Source organism: Nocardia sp. NPDC003183 (assembly GCF_053590715.1).
On the sequence record NZ_JBSFTG010000003.1, the window covers coordinates 649102 to 667340 of the forward strand.

16 protein-coding genes and 1 pseudogene are annotated in these 18239 nt (G+C 68.3%); 13 read left to right on the plus strand and 4 right to left on the minus strand.

Features of this window, described 5'->3' with window-relative positions:
- Positions 1-75 precede the first annotated feature (75 nt).
- From mptB to ACWDXS_RS14915, 4 genes are all read left to right on the plus strand, one after another.
- On the plus strand, positions 76-1794 hold the full coding sequence (gene mptB / locus ACWDXS_RS14900) for a polyprenol phosphomannose-dependent alpha 1,6 mannosyltransferase MptB (protein WP_378989106.1): 1719 nt from the start codon (positions 76-78) through the stop codon (positions 1792-1794).
- 112 nt (positions 1795-1906) lie between these two features.
- Complete coding sequence (locus tag ACWDXS_RS14905; RefSeq protein WP_449965884.1) at positions 1907-2800, plus strand: ABC transporter ATP-binding protein; 894 nt, start codon at positions 1907-1909, stop codon at positions 2798-2800.
- On the plus strand, positions 2797-3579 hold the full coding sequence (locus ACWDXS_RS14910; RefSeq protein WP_379313225.1) for an ABC transporter permease: 783 nt from the start codon (positions 2797-2799) through the stop codon (positions 3577-3579). The genes ACWDXS_RS14905 and ACWDXS_RS14910 overlap by 4 nt, the downstream gene beginning before the upstream one ends.
- Before the next feature lie 68 nt (positions 3580-3647).
- On the plus strand, positions 3648-4619 hold the full coding sequence (locus ACWDXS_RS14915) for a COX15/CtaA family protein (RefSeq protein ID WP_378989103.1): 972 nt from the start codon (positions 3648-3650) through the stop codon (positions 4617-4619).
- 94 nt (positions 4620-4713) lie between these two features.
- Here the strand turns inward: ACWDXS_RS14915 and ACWDXS_RS14920 are convergent, their stop codons facing one another.
- Entirely contained in the window at positions 4714-5079 is a 366-nt protein-coding gene (locus ACWDXS_RS14920; RefSeq protein WP_378989102.1) for a hypothetical protein, read from the minus strand.
- Positions 5080-5155: 76 nt separating this feature from the next.
- On the opposite strand from ACWDXS_RS14920, the gene ACWDXS_RS14925 reads away from it, so the two are divergent.
- Positions 5156-6121 carry a quinone oxidoreductase family protein gene (locus tag ACWDXS_RS14925; RefSeq protein ID WP_387442979.1) on the plus strand — a complete coding sequence of 322 codons (966 nt, stop codon included), beginning with the start codon at positions 5156-5158 and terminating at the stop codon, positions 6119-6121.
- 14 nt (positions 6122-6135) lie between these two features.
- On the opposite strand, the pseudogene ACWDXS_RS14930 reads toward ACWDXS_RS14925, so the two are convergent.
- Positions 6136-6522: pseudogene (locus tag ACWDXS_RS14930) on the minus strand (short-chain dehydrogenase); the annotation flags it as partial.
- 56 nt (positions 6523-6578) lie between these two features.
- Between ACWDXS_RS14930 and ACWDXS_RS14935 the strand changes: the two are divergent.
- Together ACWDXS_RS14935 and ACWDXS_RS14940 are read left to right on the plus strand one after the other, a co-directional pair.
- Positions 6579-7028, plus strand: coding sequence for a TetR/AcrR family transcriptional regulator (locus tag ACWDXS_RS14935; protein WP_449965889.1), 450 nt, complete (start codon positions 6579-6581; stop codon positions 7026-7028).
- 9 nt (positions 7029-7037) lie between these two features.
- Positions 7038-7787, plus strand: a complete 750-nt coding sequence (locus tag ACWDXS_RS14940; RefSeq protein WP_378989099.1) for a hypothetical protein — start codon at positions 7038-7040, stop codon at positions 7785-7787.
- A gap of 113 nt (positions 7788-7900) precedes the next feature.
- On the opposite strand, the gene ACWDXS_RS14945 is transcribed toward ACWDXS_RS14940, so the two are convergent.
- Positions 7901-8503: a TetR/AcrR family transcriptional regulator gene (locus ACWDXS_RS14945; RefSeq protein ID WP_378656032.1), complete on the minus strand. Its 603-nt coding sequence runs from the start codon at positions 8501-8503 to the stop codon at positions 7901-7903.
- A gap of 95 nt (positions 8504-8598) precedes the next feature.
- On the opposite strand from ACWDXS_RS14945, the gene ACWDXS_RS14950 reads away from it, so the two are divergent.
- Entirely contained in the window at positions 8599-10113 is a 1515-nt protein-coding gene (locus tag ACWDXS_RS14950) for an FAD-dependent monooxygenase (protein WP_449965894.1), read from the plus strand.
- Between the two features lie 105 nt (positions 10114-10218).
- On the opposite strand, the gene ACWDXS_RS14955 is transcribed toward ACWDXS_RS14950, so the two are convergent.
- Positions 10219-11154, minus strand: coding sequence for a heme o synthase (locus tag ACWDXS_RS14955; RefSeq protein ID WP_378989137.1), 936 nt, complete (start codon positions 11152-11154; stop codon positions 10219-10221).
- Between the two features lie 502 nt (positions 11155-11656).
- On the opposite strand from ACWDXS_RS14955, the gene tkt reads away from it, so the two are divergent.
- The 5 genes from tkt to pgl are packed head-to-tail and all read left to right on the plus strand — an operon-like array spanning position 11657 to position 18195.
- Positions 11657-13798, plus strand: coding sequence for a transketolase (gene tkt / locus ACWDXS_RS14960; protein WP_449965897.1), 2142 nt, complete (start codon positions 11657-11659; stop codon positions 13796-13798).
- 4 nt (positions 13799-13802) lie between these two features.
- On the plus strand, positions 13803-14936 hold the full coding sequence (gene tal / locus ACWDXS_RS14965; protein WP_378627090.1) for a transaldolase: 1134 nt from the start codon (positions 13803-13805) through the stop codon (positions 14934-14936).
- 4 nt (positions 14937-14940) lie between these two features.
- Positions 14941-16512, plus strand: coding sequence for a glucose-6-phosphate dehydrogenase (zwf, locus tag ACWDXS_RS14970; RefSeq protein WP_378989096.1), 1572 nt, complete (start codon positions 14941-14943; stop codon positions 16510-16512).
- Positions 16509-17417: a glucose-6-phosphate dehydrogenase assembly protein OpcA gene (gene opcA, locus ACWDXS_RS14975; protein ID WP_378989136.1), complete on the plus strand. Its 909-nt coding sequence runs from the start codon at positions 16509-16511 to the stop codon at positions 17415-17417. The genes zwf and opcA overlap by 4 nt, the downstream gene beginning before the upstream one ends.
- Positions 17410-18195 (plus strand): 6-phosphogluconolactonase, encoded by a 786-nt coding sequence (pgl, locus tag ACWDXS_RS14980; RefSeq protein ID WP_387442966.1) that lies wholly within the window; start codon positions 17410-17412, stop codon positions 18193-18195. Before opcA ends, pgl begins: the two co-directional genes overlap by 8 nt.
- Positions 18196-18239 lie beyond the last annotated feature (44 nt).

An 18239-nucleotide genomic window follows, 5' to 3' on the forward strand; every position in this document is an offset into this window, starting at 1 on the left:
CCGCGACCGGCGCACCCCCGGTGCGTGAACGACTGACGAACCCTGTCGGGTCCCCGCACACTAGGCTCTGACTTCGTGGCGGTACTGGAGGGCGCGGCGCGCAAGACACTGGCGGTCGGGCGGCGAGCTCTCGGGCTCGACGTGTCGGCGCCCGATCACACCGTCGCGGTGCTGCATCGCGACGAGACCGAGGTCCCCGGGCTCGACAAGAGCGAACGCGCGCAACTGGACCGGATCCGGCTGATGGGCGCGACCGGCGCGGTACTGATGGCGATCGCGGCGCTGGGCATCGGCGCCCAACCCGTGCACCAGAATCCGGTCTCGGGCGTGCGGGTGCTCGGCATCTTCGCGCGAGCGCACACCGGATCGCTGGCGATGTGCATGTTCGGCACCGCGCTGGTGATCGGTGCGTGGTTGCTGCTCGGACGCTTCGCGATCGGCGGACTCGCGGGTTCGCCACTGCACCGGCTGAGCCGCTCGCAACTGGACCGCACGCTGCTGCTGTGGATCATTCCGCTGTCCGTGGCGCCGCCGATGTTCAGCAACGACGTCTATTCCTATCTGGCACAGAGCGAGATCGCCGCCCGCGGCATCGACCCCTATTCCGAAGGCCCCGTCGCCGGGCTCGGAATCGACAATGTGCTCACCAACAATGTGCCGACGATCTGGCGCGATACGCCCGCGCCGTACGGTCCGCTGTTCCTCTGGATCGGTCGCGGTATCGCGGAGCTCACCGGGGACAACATCATCGCCGGAGTCTGGGTGCACCGGTTGCTGGCGCTGGCCGGAGTGGCGCTGATCGTGTGGGCGCTGCCGCGGTTGTCGGTGCGCTGCGGGGTGGCGCCGGTGAGTGCGTTGTGGCTCGGCGCGGCCAATCCGCTGGTGCTGTTCCACCTGGTCGGCGGCGTGCACAACGACGCGCTGATGCTCGGGCTGATGCTGGCCGGGGTGGAGCTCATGCTGCGCGCGATCTACGGCGAAGGAGGCAGACCCGACCGGCTGACGGCCATGAATCTGCCACCCTTCGACGCCCGGGCCTACGGGCTGCTGATCGGTGGCGCGGTGGTGATCACGCTCTCGTCGTCGATCAAGCTCACCTCCATCATCGCGCTCGGCTTCGTCGGCATGGCACTGGCCAGACGCTGGGGCGGCACGCTCATCGCCGTCGTCAAGGCCGCGGCTCTGCTGGGCGTCATCGCCGTGGCGACAACGCTTCTCATCGGTTTCGCCAGCGGGCTCGGCTTCGGCTGGGTCAATACCCTCAGCGTCGCCAATGCCGTCCGGAGCTGGATGTCGCTGCCGACCATCATCGGGATCGTCACCGGTTTCGGCGGTGTGCTGCTCGGGCTGGGCGACCACACCACCGCGCTGCTGTCGATCACCCGGCCCATCGCCGCGGTGGTCGCGGGCTACGTGACAGTCCGCATGCTCGTCGCCACCGGTATGGGCCGGCTCCATCCCGTCGGCGCGCTCGGCGTCTCACTCGCGGCCATTGTGCTGCTGTTCCCCGTGGTCCAGCCCTGGTACCTGCTCTGGGCGATCGTGCCGCTCGCGGCCTGGGCCACCCAGCCGGTGTTCCGCGTGCCCGCCGTCGCCTTCTCGGCGGTGGTCTCCATGCTGGTGATGCCGCGTGGTGCGGAATTCCAGGTCTTCCAGATCATCGGCGCCGCGCTCGCCGCCGTGGTGTGCTTCGCGTTGTTCTTCGCGCTCACCCGGCACACGCTGCCGTGGCGGGCGCAGCCGGGGGTGTCGGCTCCGTCACAGGAGGGCACGGCTTACCGTGTGACAACGTGAGGGAGCGCAGCGAGCGAACCAAGGGCACAGCACCTTTTGGCGCGACGGAGCCGAGCGTCAGCGAGGCGCAGTTGTGACAACACGCCTTGGATCCGCCGTTAGCGTCGACGGTGTGGTCAAGCGCTATGGCGAGACCACAGCGGTAGACGGTCTCCGGTTCGATGTAGAGCCCGCCCAGGTGTTCGCGCTGCTGGGGCCCAACGGCGCGGGCAAGACCACCACCGTCGAGATGTGCGAGGGCTTCGTGCGCCCGGACGCGGGCACGGTCCGCGTCCTCGGCCTGGACCCGATCGCCGACTCCGAGCAGTTGCGTCCGCGCATCGGCGTGATGCTGCAGGGCGGCGGCGCCTACCCCGGCGCCCGCGCGGGCGAGATGCTCGACCTGGTCGCGTCCTACTCCGCCGATCCGATCGATCCCGACTGGCTGCTGTCGACGCTGGGCCTGCGCGACAATCGCCGCACTCCCTATCGCCGCCTGTCGGGTGGTCAGCAGCAGCGTCTGGCGCTTGCGTGCGCGCTGGTCGGCAAGCCCGAGATCGTGTTCCTCGACGAACCCACCGCCGGTCTGGACGCGCAGGCTCGGCTGATCGTCTGGGAACTCATCGACGCCCTGCGCCGCGACGGCGTGAGCGTCGTGCTCACCACGCACATGATGGACGAGGCCGAGCAGCTCGCCGACCAGCTCGTCATCATCGATCACGGGCAGATCGTCGCCCAGGGCACGCCCGCCGAGGTCACCGCCCACGGCGCGGCGGGCCAGCTGAGATTCTGCGCCCCACCGAAACTCGATCTGAACCTGCTCACCTCGGCTCTCCCGGAAGGCTTTTCGCCACGCGAGACCACACCGGGCACCTACCTCGTCGAGGGCGAGATCAACCCGCAGGTGCTGGCCACCGTCACCGCCTGGTGCGCCAGGATGGACGTGCTGGCCACCGACATCCGCATCGACCAGCGTCGCCTCGAAGACGTCTTTCTCGAACTGACCGGACGGGACCTGCGCGGATGAGCGAGACCACCAGCCGTTTCCTGCCCGGCACCTTCACCCCCGATCCGCGGCCCGCCTCGCGCGCGACGATGCTCACCGCGCAGACCGGGCTCGAGCTGAAACTGTTGTTGCGCAACGGCGAACAGCTGCTGCTCACCATGTTCATCCCGATCACCCTGCTCGTCGGGCTCACCCTGCTGCCGTTCGGCGACCTGGGCGAGCACCGGGTCGACCGGATCGTGCCGATGGTGATGATGACCGCGGTGATGTCGACCGCGTTCACCGGCCAGGCCATCGCGGTCGGCTTCGACCGCCGCTACGGCGCCCTCAAACGACTCGGCGCGACACCGCTGCCCCGCTGGGGCGTGATCGCGGGCAAGTGCGCCGCCGTGCTCATCGTGGTGGTGCTGCAGGCGATGCTGCTCGGCGCGATCGGTGTGGCGCTGGGCTGGCGGCCCGGGATCGGCGGACTCGCCCTCGGCGCGTTGGTGATCGCCCTCGGCACGGCCACCTTCGCGGCGATGGGCTTGCTGCTGGGCGGGACGCTCAAGGCCGAGGTCGTGCTGGCGCTGGCCAATATCCTGTGGTTCATCATGCTCGGCATCGCCAGCCTGGTCCTCGTCGGCGACACCCTGCCCACCGCCCTGACCGTGATCGCGCGGCTCATCCCGTCCGGGGCGCTGGCTTTCGCGCTGGACACGGCGCTGACGGGGTCGATCGACTGGTTCGCAGTGGCGGTGCTCGCGGCGTGGGGCGTGGTGTGCGGATGGCTGGCGACCCGGCTGTTCCGGTTCCACTGACGTGACCAACGACGCACTGTAGTAGCCCTGGTATCAGCGTCGAAATCCTGGCCGGTACCATTCCTGACGTGCTGTATCGCGCCTTCGTTGGCCTCGTCGACCGGCTGCCGCTCCCCTCGCTGCGGGTGCAGCGGCTCATCGCCATCGCGGTGATCCTGAGCCAGGCGGGAATCTCGGTGACCGGCGCGATCGTGCGCGTCACCGCCTCCGGCCTCGGCTGCCCGACCTGGCCGCAGTGCTTCCCCGGCAGCTTCACCCCCATCGGGGTATCGGAGGTGCCCGTCCTGCACCAGACCGTGGAGTTCGGCAACCGGCTGCTCACCTTCGCGGTGACGCTGTGCGCCGGGCTGATCGTGCTGGCCGTCATCCGGGCACGGCGGCGCAGGGAAGTCCTGACCTATGCCTGGCTGATGCCCGGCGGCACGGTCGTGCAGGCGATCATCGGCGGTATCACCGTGCGCACCGGCTTGCTGTGGTGGACCGTCGCCGTGCACCTTCTGGTCTCGATGGTGATGGTCTGGCTGGCGGTGGTGCTGTACGCGAAGATCTGCGAACCCGACGACGGCATCGAGACCGTCCAGGTACCCGCTCCCCTCCGCTGGCTCACCGCGCTGTCCGGCGTGGCCCTCGCGGGTGTGCTGATCGCGGGCACGCTGGTCACCGCGGCCGGGCCCCATGCCGGCGACAAGAGCATCGAGCGGCAGGTCGAGCGACTGGAAGTCGAGATCGTCACCCTGGTGCACCTGCATTCGCAGTTGATGATCGGATATCTCGCGCTGCTCATCGGACTCACATTCGGGCTCTTCGCCGTAGGGATCACCCCGGCGATCCGCAAGCGGCTGTTCGTCCTGCTCGCGATCGTGCTCGCCCAGGGGCTGGTCGGCGTCGTGCAGTACTTCACCGATGTGCCCGCCGCGCTCGTCGCCATCCACGTCGGCGGGGCAGCGGCGTGCACCGCAGCGACCGCCGCACTGTGGGCGTCGCTGCGAACGCGGGAAAAGGTCGACGCTCCCGCGGTGGCGCAGGCTTCCGTGCACTGACCGAGCACGCCGAAACACCCGCGACACAACGAGAACGGCCCGCGATCGAGTATTCGATCGCGGGCCGTTCGATGCTCGTGGTACGGCGCGGAGATCAGGCGCCCGCGAACAACTTCCAGTTGCGCGCCTTCGGGAACTTGGTCTGATGGGCGACCCAGCCGGCCATCTTGGCCCAGTGCGATGGCGCGGGGGTGACGATCGAGCCCAGCTCACGGCTCCACTCGTCGGTCTCGGCGAGGCCGTCGACGCGCTCCACGAGCGCCTTCGCGGTCGCCATGTCGCCGACCACCCGGTCGCCGAGGATGCCGTCGGCGCCGACCAGGGTGATCCGCACGCCCTGCTTGCCGATGTACTGCAGCACGGCCGTTCCCGAACCACCGTGCTGGGCGAGGAACTTCACGATGGACTTCTCGACCTCGGCCGGCACCTTCACGGCCTCGGGGGCGGCGGTTGTACTCATGCACCGCAGTTTACCGGCTGGTAGTTTCCAGTCCAGCCTCGAGTGGCCTGGAACACGGGGTGTAGAAAGAGGACTCATGCGCGCGATTCAGGTTTCCGAGCACGGTGGTCCCGAGGTCCTGCAGTACGTCGAACTGGCAGACCCGCAGGCCGGGCCCGGTCAGCTGCTGGTCGAGACCCAGGGTGTGGGCGTCAACTACATCGACATCTACTTCCGCACGGGCCAGTATCCGCAGGCGACGCCCTACATCCCCGGCTCCGAGGGCACGGGCAGCGTGGTGGCGATCGGTTCGGATGTCACCGAGTTCGCCGTCGGTGACCGCGTCGCCTGGGCGTCGGCGCCCGGCAGCTACGCGGACCTGGTCGCCGTCGACGAGGCCGTGGCGGTGAAGGTGCCCGACGACGTCGAACCGGCCGTGGCGGCCGCCGCCCTCCTGCAGGGCATGACCGCCCATTACCTCACCGAATCGGTGTTCTCGCCCGAACCCGGCGACCCGGTTCTCATCCACGCGGGCGCGGGCGGCGTCGGTCTGCTGCTCACTCAGATGGCCGTCGCGAAGGGCGCCCGGGTCATCACCACGGTCTCCACCGATGCCAAGGAGAAGCTGTCCCGCGAAGCGGGCGCCACCGACGTCCTGCGCTACGGTGACGACCTGGCCGCCCGCGTCCGCGACCTCACCGACGGCATCGGCGTAGCCGCGGTCTACGACGGTGTCGGAGCCAGCACCTTCGAAGCGAGCCTGGCCGCCCTCCGCATCCGCGGCACCCTCGCCCTGTTCGGCGCGGCCAGCGGCGCGGTCCCGCCCTTCGACCCGCAACGCCTCAACCCCGCCGGTTCGCTCTGGCTGACCCGCCCGTCGCTGGGCGCCTATACCCGCGATCGCACCGAATTCCTGTGGCGCGCCACCGATGTCTTCGACTGGATCGCGGCGGGAACCCTGAATCTCCGCATCGGCGCCACCTACCCGCTGGCCGACGCGGCCCAGGCTCACCGCGATCTCGCGGCGCGCAAGACCACCGGCTCGATCGTGCTGCTGCCGTAGCCCCGACTGTCCACTCACCCGAGGAAGCGGACACCGGTCAGTTCCTGGGAAGCTTCCCAGAGTCGCCGAGCGCTCTCGCGGTCCGTCGAGCGAGAGCTGGAGCGCACCCGCCCCGGATAGCCGCCGATCTCGAAAAGTCCTGAGGGTCCGTAGTATTCACTCCCCTGCGCGGCCGGATCGGTCGCGGCACGCAGAGTCGGGAGCGCCCCCATGGCGGGGGTGCGCCCGAACAGGCGGGCGACGGCGAGATTCGGCAGACGGAAGACCGCCGGGGAGTACCGGAACACCTCGGTGCTCGCGCCGCCGGGATGAGCGGCCAGTGCGCAGGCCGACGTTCCCGCGAGTCGGCGATCGAGCTCATAGGTGAACAGCAGATTCGCCAATTTCGATACGGCATAAGCATTTCCAGCCGATCTCGCAGGATCGTCGAGAGCGACCGCGTCGACCTTCGCTCCGGGTGCCCGTCTCGCGATGCGCTCAGCGCGAAGGGCCGGGCATCGGCATGGACGAGATCGCTACGGCAGCGGGTGTCGCCACGGGCACGCTGTATCGGGACTTCCCGACCAAGCAGGATCTGATCGCGAGCATCGTGGCCGATCTGGCCGAGGGCGTCGACCGGTCGCTGAACTCGGCGCTCGCCAGAGCCGAGGACGGGACCAGCTCGGCCATCGACGAGGTGATCGCACTACTGCGCCACGTGATGATCGACATGCGGCAGGAACGCCTGCTCCGATTCGTCGTCGCCGGGGTGGCCGATGACTCACTCCGCGAGATCCAGGCGCGCGGGCGTGCCGCCGTCGAGCAGCTGGTCGCCGCCGCGCACCGCAACGATTCGCTCTACCCGGACGTCACCGCGGACGACGTGGTCCTCTTGCTGTCCACCGCGTCGGTCGCGATTGCTGATTAGGGTGACGGCGTGGCTTTAGATTACGTCGTTGACCTACCGTGTCGGCCGAAGCAGACGCTCGGCACCGAAAAGATCCTCGAATTGCTCATCCTGCGAGGTGCGGCGATGTTCACGCTTGACGATCACCAGCGCAACGGCGGACGGCCTTGGCGCAGACTGACTTTCAGCAATGTGGTGACGCGCCCGACGGGCGCGGTGAAAGTCAGGTCAAGCGTCACCAAAGCACTCGAGCGAGCGGCCCAGCTCGACGCCTTCGTCGACGATTGCCTAGCCTGCCCAGCCAATAACGACGGACAGAGCGGCTTTGGCTGCTACGGCCGGGTCAACTATCCCCTCGACCTCGCTGCCGAGGAAATGCTGCTGTCAATGTTGCCCGATGACCTCACCGCGGCGGGCGCGGGTACCGAATTCAAAGCTGGGTGGGACCATTTCGGCTGGGACGGTAGTCAGGCGGCCGAGGTACGGGCGGCGAGCCGGACCTTCTTCGAGTCCCCAGTGGCCCCTGTCCGGCAATGGCCGACTGGTGAAATACTCACCGGGGACCAGGTTTTCGAGATGCTGTTCATCGGCCAGGGCTTCGATTGGTCCTATGCGAAGCTGCTCGCCATCTCCTTCCGCCTCATCATCCTCGACGAGGAAGCAGGCCCCCTCTTGGACCTCGCGATCCCCGAGAGTGAGCAGGCGAGCAAGGTCATCGCCTATCTCAATTCCATCAGCTTCGCGGCCTTGAACGGACTGCCCGTCCTGCTCGACGGTTAGGGTATCGGGGCCGTTCGCGGCGGCGGGCCGATGACGATTCGGCTAGGTCATGCTTCCCATCGGATTTCCAGTTCACGATCGGTAGGCCGTCGGGTCGGGCTGGGGGACATGACCTAGTAGTCGCGGCCGGTCAGACCGCGGTAGACGAAACGGGTGATCGACTCGATCGCCTCCTCGTCGGTGAGGGTCACCGAGCCGTCTTCGACCATGCGCAACATTCCGTCGACCGCGGCGAACATCATCGCCAGGCTGGCGTCGACCGTTCCCGGCAGGCGTAGCCCCCGTTCCGGGAAGTCCGCTACGTGGTCGGCGATGTCGGTGCGTTGTTCGGCGCCGAAGCCCGCGATGATCCGGGCGAAATCCGGGCTGACCTGCGCTGCCTGGCCCATCGCGCGCAGGACCGAGGCGTGTTCGCGGGCGAAGGTCCAGTAGCCGCGCACGTGGTAGCGGACCGCCGCCGGGTCGGTGAAGTCGCCGTTGTGCTCCGGGTCGGCCGCTCGCTCGTCGCTTGCCACCGCCATATCGCGCAGAAGTGCTTGCAGCAGTTCCTCTTTGCTCGCGAAGTGGTTGTAGAACGAGCCGGCCGCGCGGCCCGCGGCGGTGGTGATGTCGGTGATCTTCGCGTTCAGGTAGCCGTGTTCGGCGAAGACCTGCCGGGCGGCGTCCTTGAGCGCCTGCTCGGTCTCCGCGGATTTCTCGCGCCTGCTGCCCACCACCGGACATCACCTCCTTGACAAGCACGGTACCAACACTGAAACTGAATTCATATTCACTGAATATTAGTTCAGTTCTTGTCGCAGGAGGCATTTCCATGTCAGAACAGGTACTCATCGCGGGCGCGGGCCCGACCGGTCTCACCCTCGCCCTCGACCTCGCACGGCGCGGCGTGGACGTCCGGCTCGTCGACCGGGCCGATTCGCCGTTCCAGGGGTCGCGCGGCGACGGCATCCAACCGCGCACCCTGGAGGTGTTCGACGACCTCGGCGTCATCGACGCGGTACTGGCCGCCGGGCGCGAGGTCCCGGTGATGCGCGCCTACTTCGCGGGGACCTTCGTCGGCGAGCGCCGCATGGCCGAGCCGGTCGAGCCGAGCCCGGATGTGCCGTATCCGAACACCTGGGTGCTCGGTCAGTCCGACACCGAGGCGATCCTGCGGGCGCGGCTCGCCGAGCTCGGGGTAACAGTCGAATTCGCCACGGCGCTGGTCGAATTCACCCAGGACGACGCAGGCGTCACCGCGATGCTGCAACGCGGCGGCACATCGGAGACGGTGCGCGCGAGCTATCTGGTCGGCGCCGACGGTGGCGCGAGCACGGTGCGCAAGCGCCTCGGGATCGCGTTCGAGGGCAGCACCGACGAGTCGATCAAGATGCTGCTCGGCGATGTCCGCGCCGACTCCCTCGACCACGAGTACGGCTATTGGTTCGCCGCCGCGGCCGACCAGCCGATGACCGGGTTCGCCCTGTCCCCGCTACCGGGCGCGCAACGCTTCCAGTTCGCCGCCCCGCTGACCGACGACCGCTTCCCCGATCTGGCCACCCTGCAGGATCTCGCCGACCGCCACGGTCCCGAGACAGGCCTGGTGCTGCACGATCTGTCCTGGATCACGGTGTGGCGCCCCAATATTCGACTCGCCGAACGCTTCCGCGACGGCCGGGTGTTCCTCGCGGGCGATGCCGCCCACGTCCATCCGCCCACCGGCGGCCAAGGCCTGAACACCGGCGTTCAGGATGCCTACAACCTGGGCTGGAAACTGGCCGCTGCCCTCGGTGGCGTCCCGGCCCCGCTCGACACCTACGAACCCGAACGTCGCACGGTCGCGGCCCGGATTCTCGGCCTGAGCACCGAACTCCTCGACAAACTCGTCGACGGCGACGAGGACGCGATGCACCGCGGCCCCGAAACCCGCCAGCTCGCCATCACCTATCGCTGCCCCGACGACGACGGCCCCCTCGTCGCGGGCGACCGCGCGCCGGACGCCACACTGCACGACGAAACCGGCCGCCCGATCCGCCTGTTCGACGTCTTCCGAGGCCCCCACGCGACCCTGCTCCGCTTCGCCCCGACCAACGACTCAGTCGACATCGAGCTCCCCGCCTTCGCGGCAGGCGCGAACTCCACATCCGACTCTCCAGCGACACCGATCGACGGATCCGGCGTTCTCACGGTCGACATTCGCCGCGTCGACGCCCCGTCCGAGTCATCCGCCCGACCGGCGTCTGTGACACTTGTCGACACCGACGGACACGCCTTCACCGCCTTTTCGGCGACCGCGGGCACCGCCATCCTGATCCGACCCGACGGCCACCTCGCCCATCGCTGGTGAGCTTCGAGGTCGTCCACTCCCCCTGATCCGGCGAGGCCGCTACCAGACCAGGTCCGGACATAACAGTGGCCGGGCATCGCTGCCCGGCCACTGTTCGAGGATGCCTCACAGCCCGACGAGGCTACCGATCGTGTCCCACCCGAGCACCGAGTCGACGGCCAGACCACAGAACACCACCGCGAGGTAGTTGTTCGACTGAAGGAACAGCTTCAGCGGCTTCACCGACTCGCCACGGCGCACCCCGGCGTAGAGCTGATGCGCCATCAGCAGGAACCAGGCACCGGCCACCAGGGCGACCGCCGCGTAGATGACACCCGTCGCGGGCACCAACGCCATCGTCGCGAGCACCGTCAACCAGGTGTAGATGACGATCTGCTTGGTCACCACCTGCTCGGTCGCGACCACCGGCAGCATCGGCACGCCGGCCGCGCGGTAGTCCTCCTTGTAGCGCATGGCCAGTGCCCAGGTGTGCGGCGGCGTCCAGAAGAAGATCACCGCGAACAGCACCACCGCGGGCCAGCCGATATCGCCGGTCACCGCCGACCAGCCCACCAGCGCGGGCATGCAGCCGGCCGCGCCGCCCCACACCACGTTCTGCGAGGTCCGGCGCTTGAGGCCCTTGGTGTAGACGAAAACGTAGAACAGGATCGTCGCGACGACCAGCAACCCGCTGAGCAGGTTGGCCTGCCACCACAGCCAGGCGAAGGAGATCGCGCCGAGCGCGACACCGAAGACGAACGCGTGCGAGGTGGGCACCGCCTCGCGGGCCAGCGGGCGGCGCGCGGTCCGCTTCATCACCTTGTCGATATCGGCGTCGGCCACACAGTTGAGAGTGTTGGCGCTGGCGGCGCCCATCCAGCCACCGAACAGGGTGACCAGGATCAGCCGGATGTCCACTGTGCCGCGGTCGGCCAGCAACATCGTCGGAATGGTGGCAACGAGCAGCAGCTCGATGACGCGTGGTTTGGTGAGCGCGATGTAGGCAAGGGGCTTACGCACAATCCGCGCGGCGAGACTGTCGCCCGCGAGGCGGTCGGCCAGCGCCGTCGACGAAGTTCCGTGCGCACCGCTACTACCCGGCTCGTGACCGATCCGCACTGTTTCTCCTCGCACGCTGTGCTTCGCTTCGCTTCCGGTAATGGAACGAGCAGCGCGCGGCTGCGGCGCGGCCACTACTACAGAGGATGGTAGACCCACTCACCTGCCGCTCCGCGCCAGACCCCCGCCACCGTGGGCGCGGTCACTCCGCCCCACGAGCCCGCATCCCGGGCCCACGCGGCGGTGAACCCGCATCGACGCGCAGGTGAACGGCATCGCGACGGGCTCGGCCCACGCGGCGGCGATGGTCTACACCGCACACCGCCGACTCAGTGCGATCCGAACTAGACTCAACGCCAGGGTTCGCGCCAACCGCTGTAGCAGCACCACTAGGGTATTCCTGTACATCGGTACGCATCCCGGCCGCGTGCGACCCGCTGTCGAACATCATCGCCGCTGCCAAGCTATCGCCGTCGACGAAACCTAGGTCAGGAGAACCACGGTCGTGCCAGTCACAGACGACATTCGCGCCCTCACTCAGCGGAACTACCCCAGCGACTGGACGGACCTCGACACCTTGGCCGTCGACACCGCCCGGGTACTCGCTGCCGACGCCGTGCAGAAGGCGGGCAACGGGCACCCCGGTACCGCGATGAGCCTCGCGCCGGTGGCCTACACCCTGTTCCAGCGCACGATGCGCCACAACCCCGCGGACCCGCGCTGGGTCGGTCGCGACCGGTTCGTGCTGTCCTGTGGGCATTCCAGCCTCACCCTCTACATCGAGCTCTACCTGGCCGGTTTCGGCCTGGAGCTGACCGACCTCGAGCAGCTGCGCCAGTGGGGCTCGCTCACCCCGGGCCACCCCGAGTTCCGCCACACCGACGGCGTCGAGATCACCACCGGCCCGCTGGGTCAGGGTCTGGCTTCCGCGGTCGGCATGGCGATGGCAGCGCGACGCGAGCGCGGCCTGTTCGACCCGAACGCCGCCGAGGGCACCAGCCCGTTCGACCACTTCATCTACACCATCGCCTCCGACGGCGACCTGCAGGAGGGCGTCACCGCCGAGGCCTCCTCGATCGCGGGCACCCAGCAGCTGGGCAACCTCGTGGTGATCTACGACGACAACGAGATCTCCATCGAGGACGACACCGACATCGCCTTCACCGAAGACGTGGCCAAGCGGTACGAGGCCTACGGCTGGCAAGTGCAGATCGTCGAGGGCGGCGAAGATGTGGTCGCCATCGAGAAGGCCCTGGACGCGGCCAGGGCCGAGACGTCCAAGCCCTCGATCATCATCCTGCGCACCATCATCGGCTTCCCGGCCCCGAACAAGATGAACACCGGTGGCGCGCACGGCGCCGCGCTGGGCCCCGACGAGGTCGCCGCGGTGAAGAAGGCGCTGGGCTTCGACCCGGAGAAGTCCTTCGACGTCGACCCGGCCGTCATCGAGCACACCCGCAAGGCACTGGCCCGCGGCGCCGAGGCACAGGCGGAGTGGCAGCAGGGCTTCGACCAGTGGGCCGAGGCCAACCCGGCGAACAAGGAACTCTTCGATCGCCTGCAGACCCGCTCGCTGCCCAAGGGCTGGACCGAGGCGCTGCCGAGCTTCGAGGTCGACCCCAAGGGCATGGCCACCCGCAAGGCGTCGGGCAAGTTCCTCGCCGCGGTCGCCGACGAGCTGCCCGAGCTGTGGGGCGGTTCGGCCGACCTGGCCGAGTCCAACAACACCACGATGCCCGGCCAGCCGAGCTTCGGCCCCGAGTCGATCTCCACCGGCGCGTGGAAGGCCAACCCGTACGGGCGCACCCTGCACTTCGGTATCCGTGAGCACGCGATGGGCTCGATCCTCAACGGCATCGCGCTGCACGGCCCGACCCGCCCCTACGGCGGCACCTTCCTCGTGTTCAGCGACTACATGCGCCCGGCTGTCCGCCTGGCCGCACTGATGCGGGTGCCCGCCATCTACGTGTGGACCCACGACTCCATCGGCCTCGGCGAGGACGGCCCGACCCACCAGCCGGTCGAGCACCTGGCCGCGCTGCGCGCCATCCCCGGCCTCAACGTCGTTCGCCCCGCGGACGCCAACGAGACCGTCCACGCCTGGCGCACCGTGCTCGAGCGTGACTCCGACGAGCACACCTCGCACTTCCCGGTGTACGAGTCGCCGCAGCAGGACGGCCCGTCCGCGCTGGCACTCACCCGTCAGGACGTGCCGACCCTGGAGGGCACCAGCTACGAGGGTGTCAAGAAGGGCGGCTACGTGCTGGTCGAGGCGTCCACCGGCACACCGGAAGTGATCCTCATCGGCACCGGCTCCGAGGTCCACCTCGCGGTCGCCGCGCGCACTACGCTGGAAGAGCAGGGCATCCCGACCCGCGTGGTCTCGATGCCGTGTGTGGAGTGGTTCGACGTGCAGGATCAGGGATACCGCGACGAGGTGCTGCCCCCGTCGGTGCGGGCCAGGGTCGCGGTCGAGGCCGGTATCGCGATGCCGTGGCACCGATTCGTCGGTGACGCGGGTGAGGTCGTCGGCATCGACCACTTCGGCGCGTCGGCCGATTACAAGACTCTGTACCGCGAATTCGGTATCACCCCCGATGCCGTCGTCCGCGCGGCACTGCGTTCCACCGACAAGGTGAAGGGGTAAGACCATGGCACAGAACGAGAATCTCGCCGCGCTCTCGGCCGCGGGCGTCTCGGTGTGGCTCGACGATCTCTCGCGCGAACGCATCCAGTCCGGCAATCTCGCCGACCTGGTCGCGACCCGCAGCGTCGTCGGCGTCACCACCAACCCGAGCATCTTCCAGGCCGCGATGAGCGTGGGCCACGCCTACGACGCGCAGCTGAAAGACCTTGCGGCCCAAGGCGCCGACGCCGACGCGGCGATCCGCACGATGACCACCGACGATGTGCGCGCCGCCTGCGACGTGCTCGCGCCGGTGTTCGAGGCGACCGGCGGCGTGGACGGGCGGGTGTCGATCGAGGTCGATCCCCGGTTCGCCTTCGACGCCGACAAGACCGTCGCCCAGGCGATCGAGCTGTGGAAGATCGTCGACCGCAAGAACCTGTTCATCAAGATCCCGGCCACCGAGGCCGGTCTGCCCGCCATCACCTCGGTGATCACCGAGGGCATCAGCGTGAACGTGACGCTGATCTTCTCGGTGCCGCGCTACCGCGCGGTGATGGGCGCCTACCTCGACGGTCTGCGCAACGCCAAGATCGGTGGCCACGACCTGGCCAAGATCCACTCGGTGGCGTCGTTCTTCGTCTCCCGCGTGGACACCGAGATCGACAAGCGCCTCGAGGCGATCGGCACCCCGGAGGCCCTCGCCCTGCGTGGCAAGGCCGGTGTGGCCAACGCGCGTCTGGCGTACGCCGAGTACCAGGACGTGTTCGACGGTGGCGCGCACACCTCCACCTACAACCACCTGGCCGCACAGGGCGGCAACCGGCAGCGGCCGCTGTGGGCGTCGACCGGGGTGAAGAACCCGGATTACCCCGACACCCTCTACGTCACCGAGCTCGTCGGCCCGAACACGGTCAACACCCTGCCGGAGAAGACGCTGCAGGCGTTCGCCGATCACGGTGAGGTGCTGGGCGACACGCTCAGCGGCCGTGGCGCCGAGGGCGCTCAGGTCTTCGCCGATCTGGCAGCGGTGGGTATCGATCTCGACGATGTGTTCGCGCTGCTCGAGCGCGAAGGCGTCGAGAAGTTCGAGAGCGCGTGGGGTGAGCTGATCGAGGCCACCACCGGCCAGCTCGACATCGCGGCGGAGGGCAACTAGCACGATGGCCGGCACAGCATCGACGGATCAGGCGGCGGGGCTGTGGCACAACCCGCTGCGCGACGAACGCGACAAACGGGTCCCCTTCATCGCGGGCCCGTGCAGCATGGTGATTTTCGGTGTCACCGGAGATCTGTCCCGCAAGAAGCTGATGCCGGCCATCTATGACCTGGCGAACCAGGGGCTGTTGCCCCCTGGTTTCGCCCTGGTCGGCTTCGCCCGGCGCAACTACGCCGACGAAGATTTCGCCTCGGTGGTACTCGAGGCCGTGAAGAAGCACGCGCGCACCCCTTTCCGCCAGGAGGTCTGGGACCACTTGGCGGAGGGACTGCGCTTCGTGCAGGGCAGCTTCGACGACGACGCGGCCTTCGCGACGCTCGCCGACACGTTGCGCGATCTCGACGAAACCCGCGGCACCGGCGGCAATTACGCTTTCTACCTGTCGATTCCGCCGAACATGTTCCCCGTGGTCCTCGATCAGCTCTCCGAGCACCACCTGGCTCAGGCCAAGCCGGACCCCGACGGGTACACCCCGTGGCGGCGCGTGGTGATCGAGAAGCCGTTCGGCCACGACCTGACCAGCGCCAAGGAACTCAACGCCCTGGTCAACCGGGTTTTCCCGGAAGAGCAGGTCTTCCGCATCGACCACTACCTCGGCAAGGAAACGGTCCAGAACATCTTGGCGCTGCGTTTCGCCAACGAGTTGTTCGAGCCGATCTGGAACGCCAACTATGTCGACAGCGTGCAGATCACCATGGCCGAGGACATCGGATTGGGTGGTCGCGCAGGCTATTACGACGGGATCGGCGCCGCGCGTGACGTCATCCAGAACCACCTGTTGCAGTTGCTCGCGCTGACCGCGATGGAGGAGCCGACCTCCTTCGAGCCGATGCAGCTCACCACCGAGAAGATCAAGGCCCTCTCGGCCACCAAACTCGTTGCGCCGCTGGACGAGACGACCGCGCGCGGGCAGTACACCGAAGGCTGGCAGGGCAGCGAACACGTCGTCGGCCTGCATCAGGAGGAGGGCTTCGATCCGCAGTCACGGACCGAGACCTACGCCGCGCTCACCCTGCACGTGGAGAACCGGCGCTGGGCGGGTGTGCCGTTCTATCTGCGCACCGGAAAACGCCTGGGCCGCAGGGTGACCGAGATCGCGGTGGTGTTCAAGCGCGCGCCGCACTTGCCCTTCGACCAGACCATGACCGAGGAGCTCGGTCAGAACGCCCTGGTCATCCGGGTGCAGCCGGACGAGGGCATCACCTTGCGCTTCGGCTCCAAAGTCCCCGGCTCGGGCATGGAAGTACGCGATGTGAACATGGACTTCAGCTACGGCGAGGCGTTCACCGAGTCCTCCCCCGAAGCCTACGAACGGCTCATCCTCGACGTGCTGCTCGGCGTGCCGTCGCTGTTCCCGGTCAACGCGGAGGTCGAATTGTCCTGGCGCATCCTCGATCCCGTGCTCGCGCACTGGGCCGCGGGCGGCAAACCCGAACCCTACGAGGCCGGGACCTGGGGTCCCAGCTCGGCCGATGAGATGCTCGCGCGCAGCGGGCGGGAATGGCGGCGTCCGTGATCGTCGACATGCCCGACACCAACACCGTCGATGTCGGCAAACGGATGGTCCAGTTGCGCGAGACCAACGGCGTGATCACCCAGGGCCGGGTGCTCACCCTGGTGGTATGCACCCTGGACTCCTCGGAGGCCGAGGACGCTATCGACGCCGCCAACGACGCCAGCCGCGAACATCCGTGCCGGGTCATCGTATTGGCGCGTGGCGACCGCGACGCTGACACCCGACTCGACGCCCAGATCCGCGTCGGTGGCGACGCCGGTGCGGCCGAGGTGATCGTGCTGCGCCTGCAGGGCGCGCTGGTGAACCACGAGAGCAGCGTCGTCACCCCGTTCCTGCTGCCCGACACCCCCGTGGTGGCGTGGTGGCCGCGTGGCGCGCCGGAGTACCCGTCGATGGACTCGGTGGGCAAGCTGGCCAAACGCCGCATCACCGACGCCACCTACGCCCGCGATCCACAGGCCGCGATCAAGAAGCGCCGCTTCTCCTACGCCACCGGTGATACCGATCTGGCGTGGAGCCGCATCACCTACTGGCGGGCGCTGCTGGCCGCGGCGCTGGACGAGCCGCCGTTCGAACCGGTCACCTCGGTAACCGTGTCGGGCCTGGCCTCCGAACCCGCGCTCGACACCCTGGCCGGTTGGCTGGCCTCGCGTCTGCACTGCCCGGTGATCCGCAAGACCGGGGAGCTGAAGGTGGAAATCCAGCGCGCCACCGATTCGATCGCCATCGAACGCCCGCAACTAGGAAGGACGGCCACGCTGACCCGCACCGGCGAACCCGACCAGCGGATCGCGCTGGCACGCCGGGAAACTCGCGATTGCCTCGCCGAAGAACTGCGCCGGCTCGACGCCGACGAGATCTACGCCGAGGCGCTCGCCGGAATCGAGAAGGTGACCTATGAGTGACCACATAGACGTGCACGACGACCTCGGTGCCGAATTCCCCGCCAACACGATCGAGATCCACGACGACGCCGAGTTGCTCGCCGACGCGGCCGCCGAACGCTTCGTCGACGTGATCGTCTCCGCCCAGGCCGAACGCGGCCACGCCTCGGTCTCGCTCACCGGCGGCAGCGACGGCATCCGCCTGCTCCAACGCGTCCGCCAAGCCCCCGGCGACATCGACTGGTCCGCCCTCTATGTCTACTGGGGCGACGAGCGTTTCGTCCCCGCGGGCGACAAGGACCGCAATGAACTCCAGGCCCGCGAGGCGCTGCTGGACTTCGTCGCGCTGAACCCGGCCCATGTGTTCCCGATCGGCCCCTCCGACGGTCCCTACAGCACCCCGGAGGAAGCCGCGGCCGCCTACGCCCAGGTCGTGCACACCGAACTCGACGAACGCGGCGAGTTCGACCTCACGGTCCTCGGCATGGGGCCCGAAGGCCACATCGACTCCCTGTTCCCGCACTCACCCGCAGTGCAGGAAACCACGGATTACGTTGTCGCCGTGCACAACTGCCCGAAGCCCCCGCCGACCAGAGTCACCATGACCCTGCCCGCGATCCACCGCTCCCGCCACGTGATGCTCGTGGTCAGCGGCGAAGGCAAGGCCGCCGCAGTAGCCGCCGCCGTCAACGGCGCCTCCCCCGACGACATCCCGTCGGCCGGCGCGGTCGGCATCGAATCGACCACCTGGGTGATCGACGAGGCCGCCGCAACAGGCTTGCTGCTCGACGACGAATAAGCCACTGACGAAGCCCGGGCCCGATGATCGGGCCCGGGCTTCGT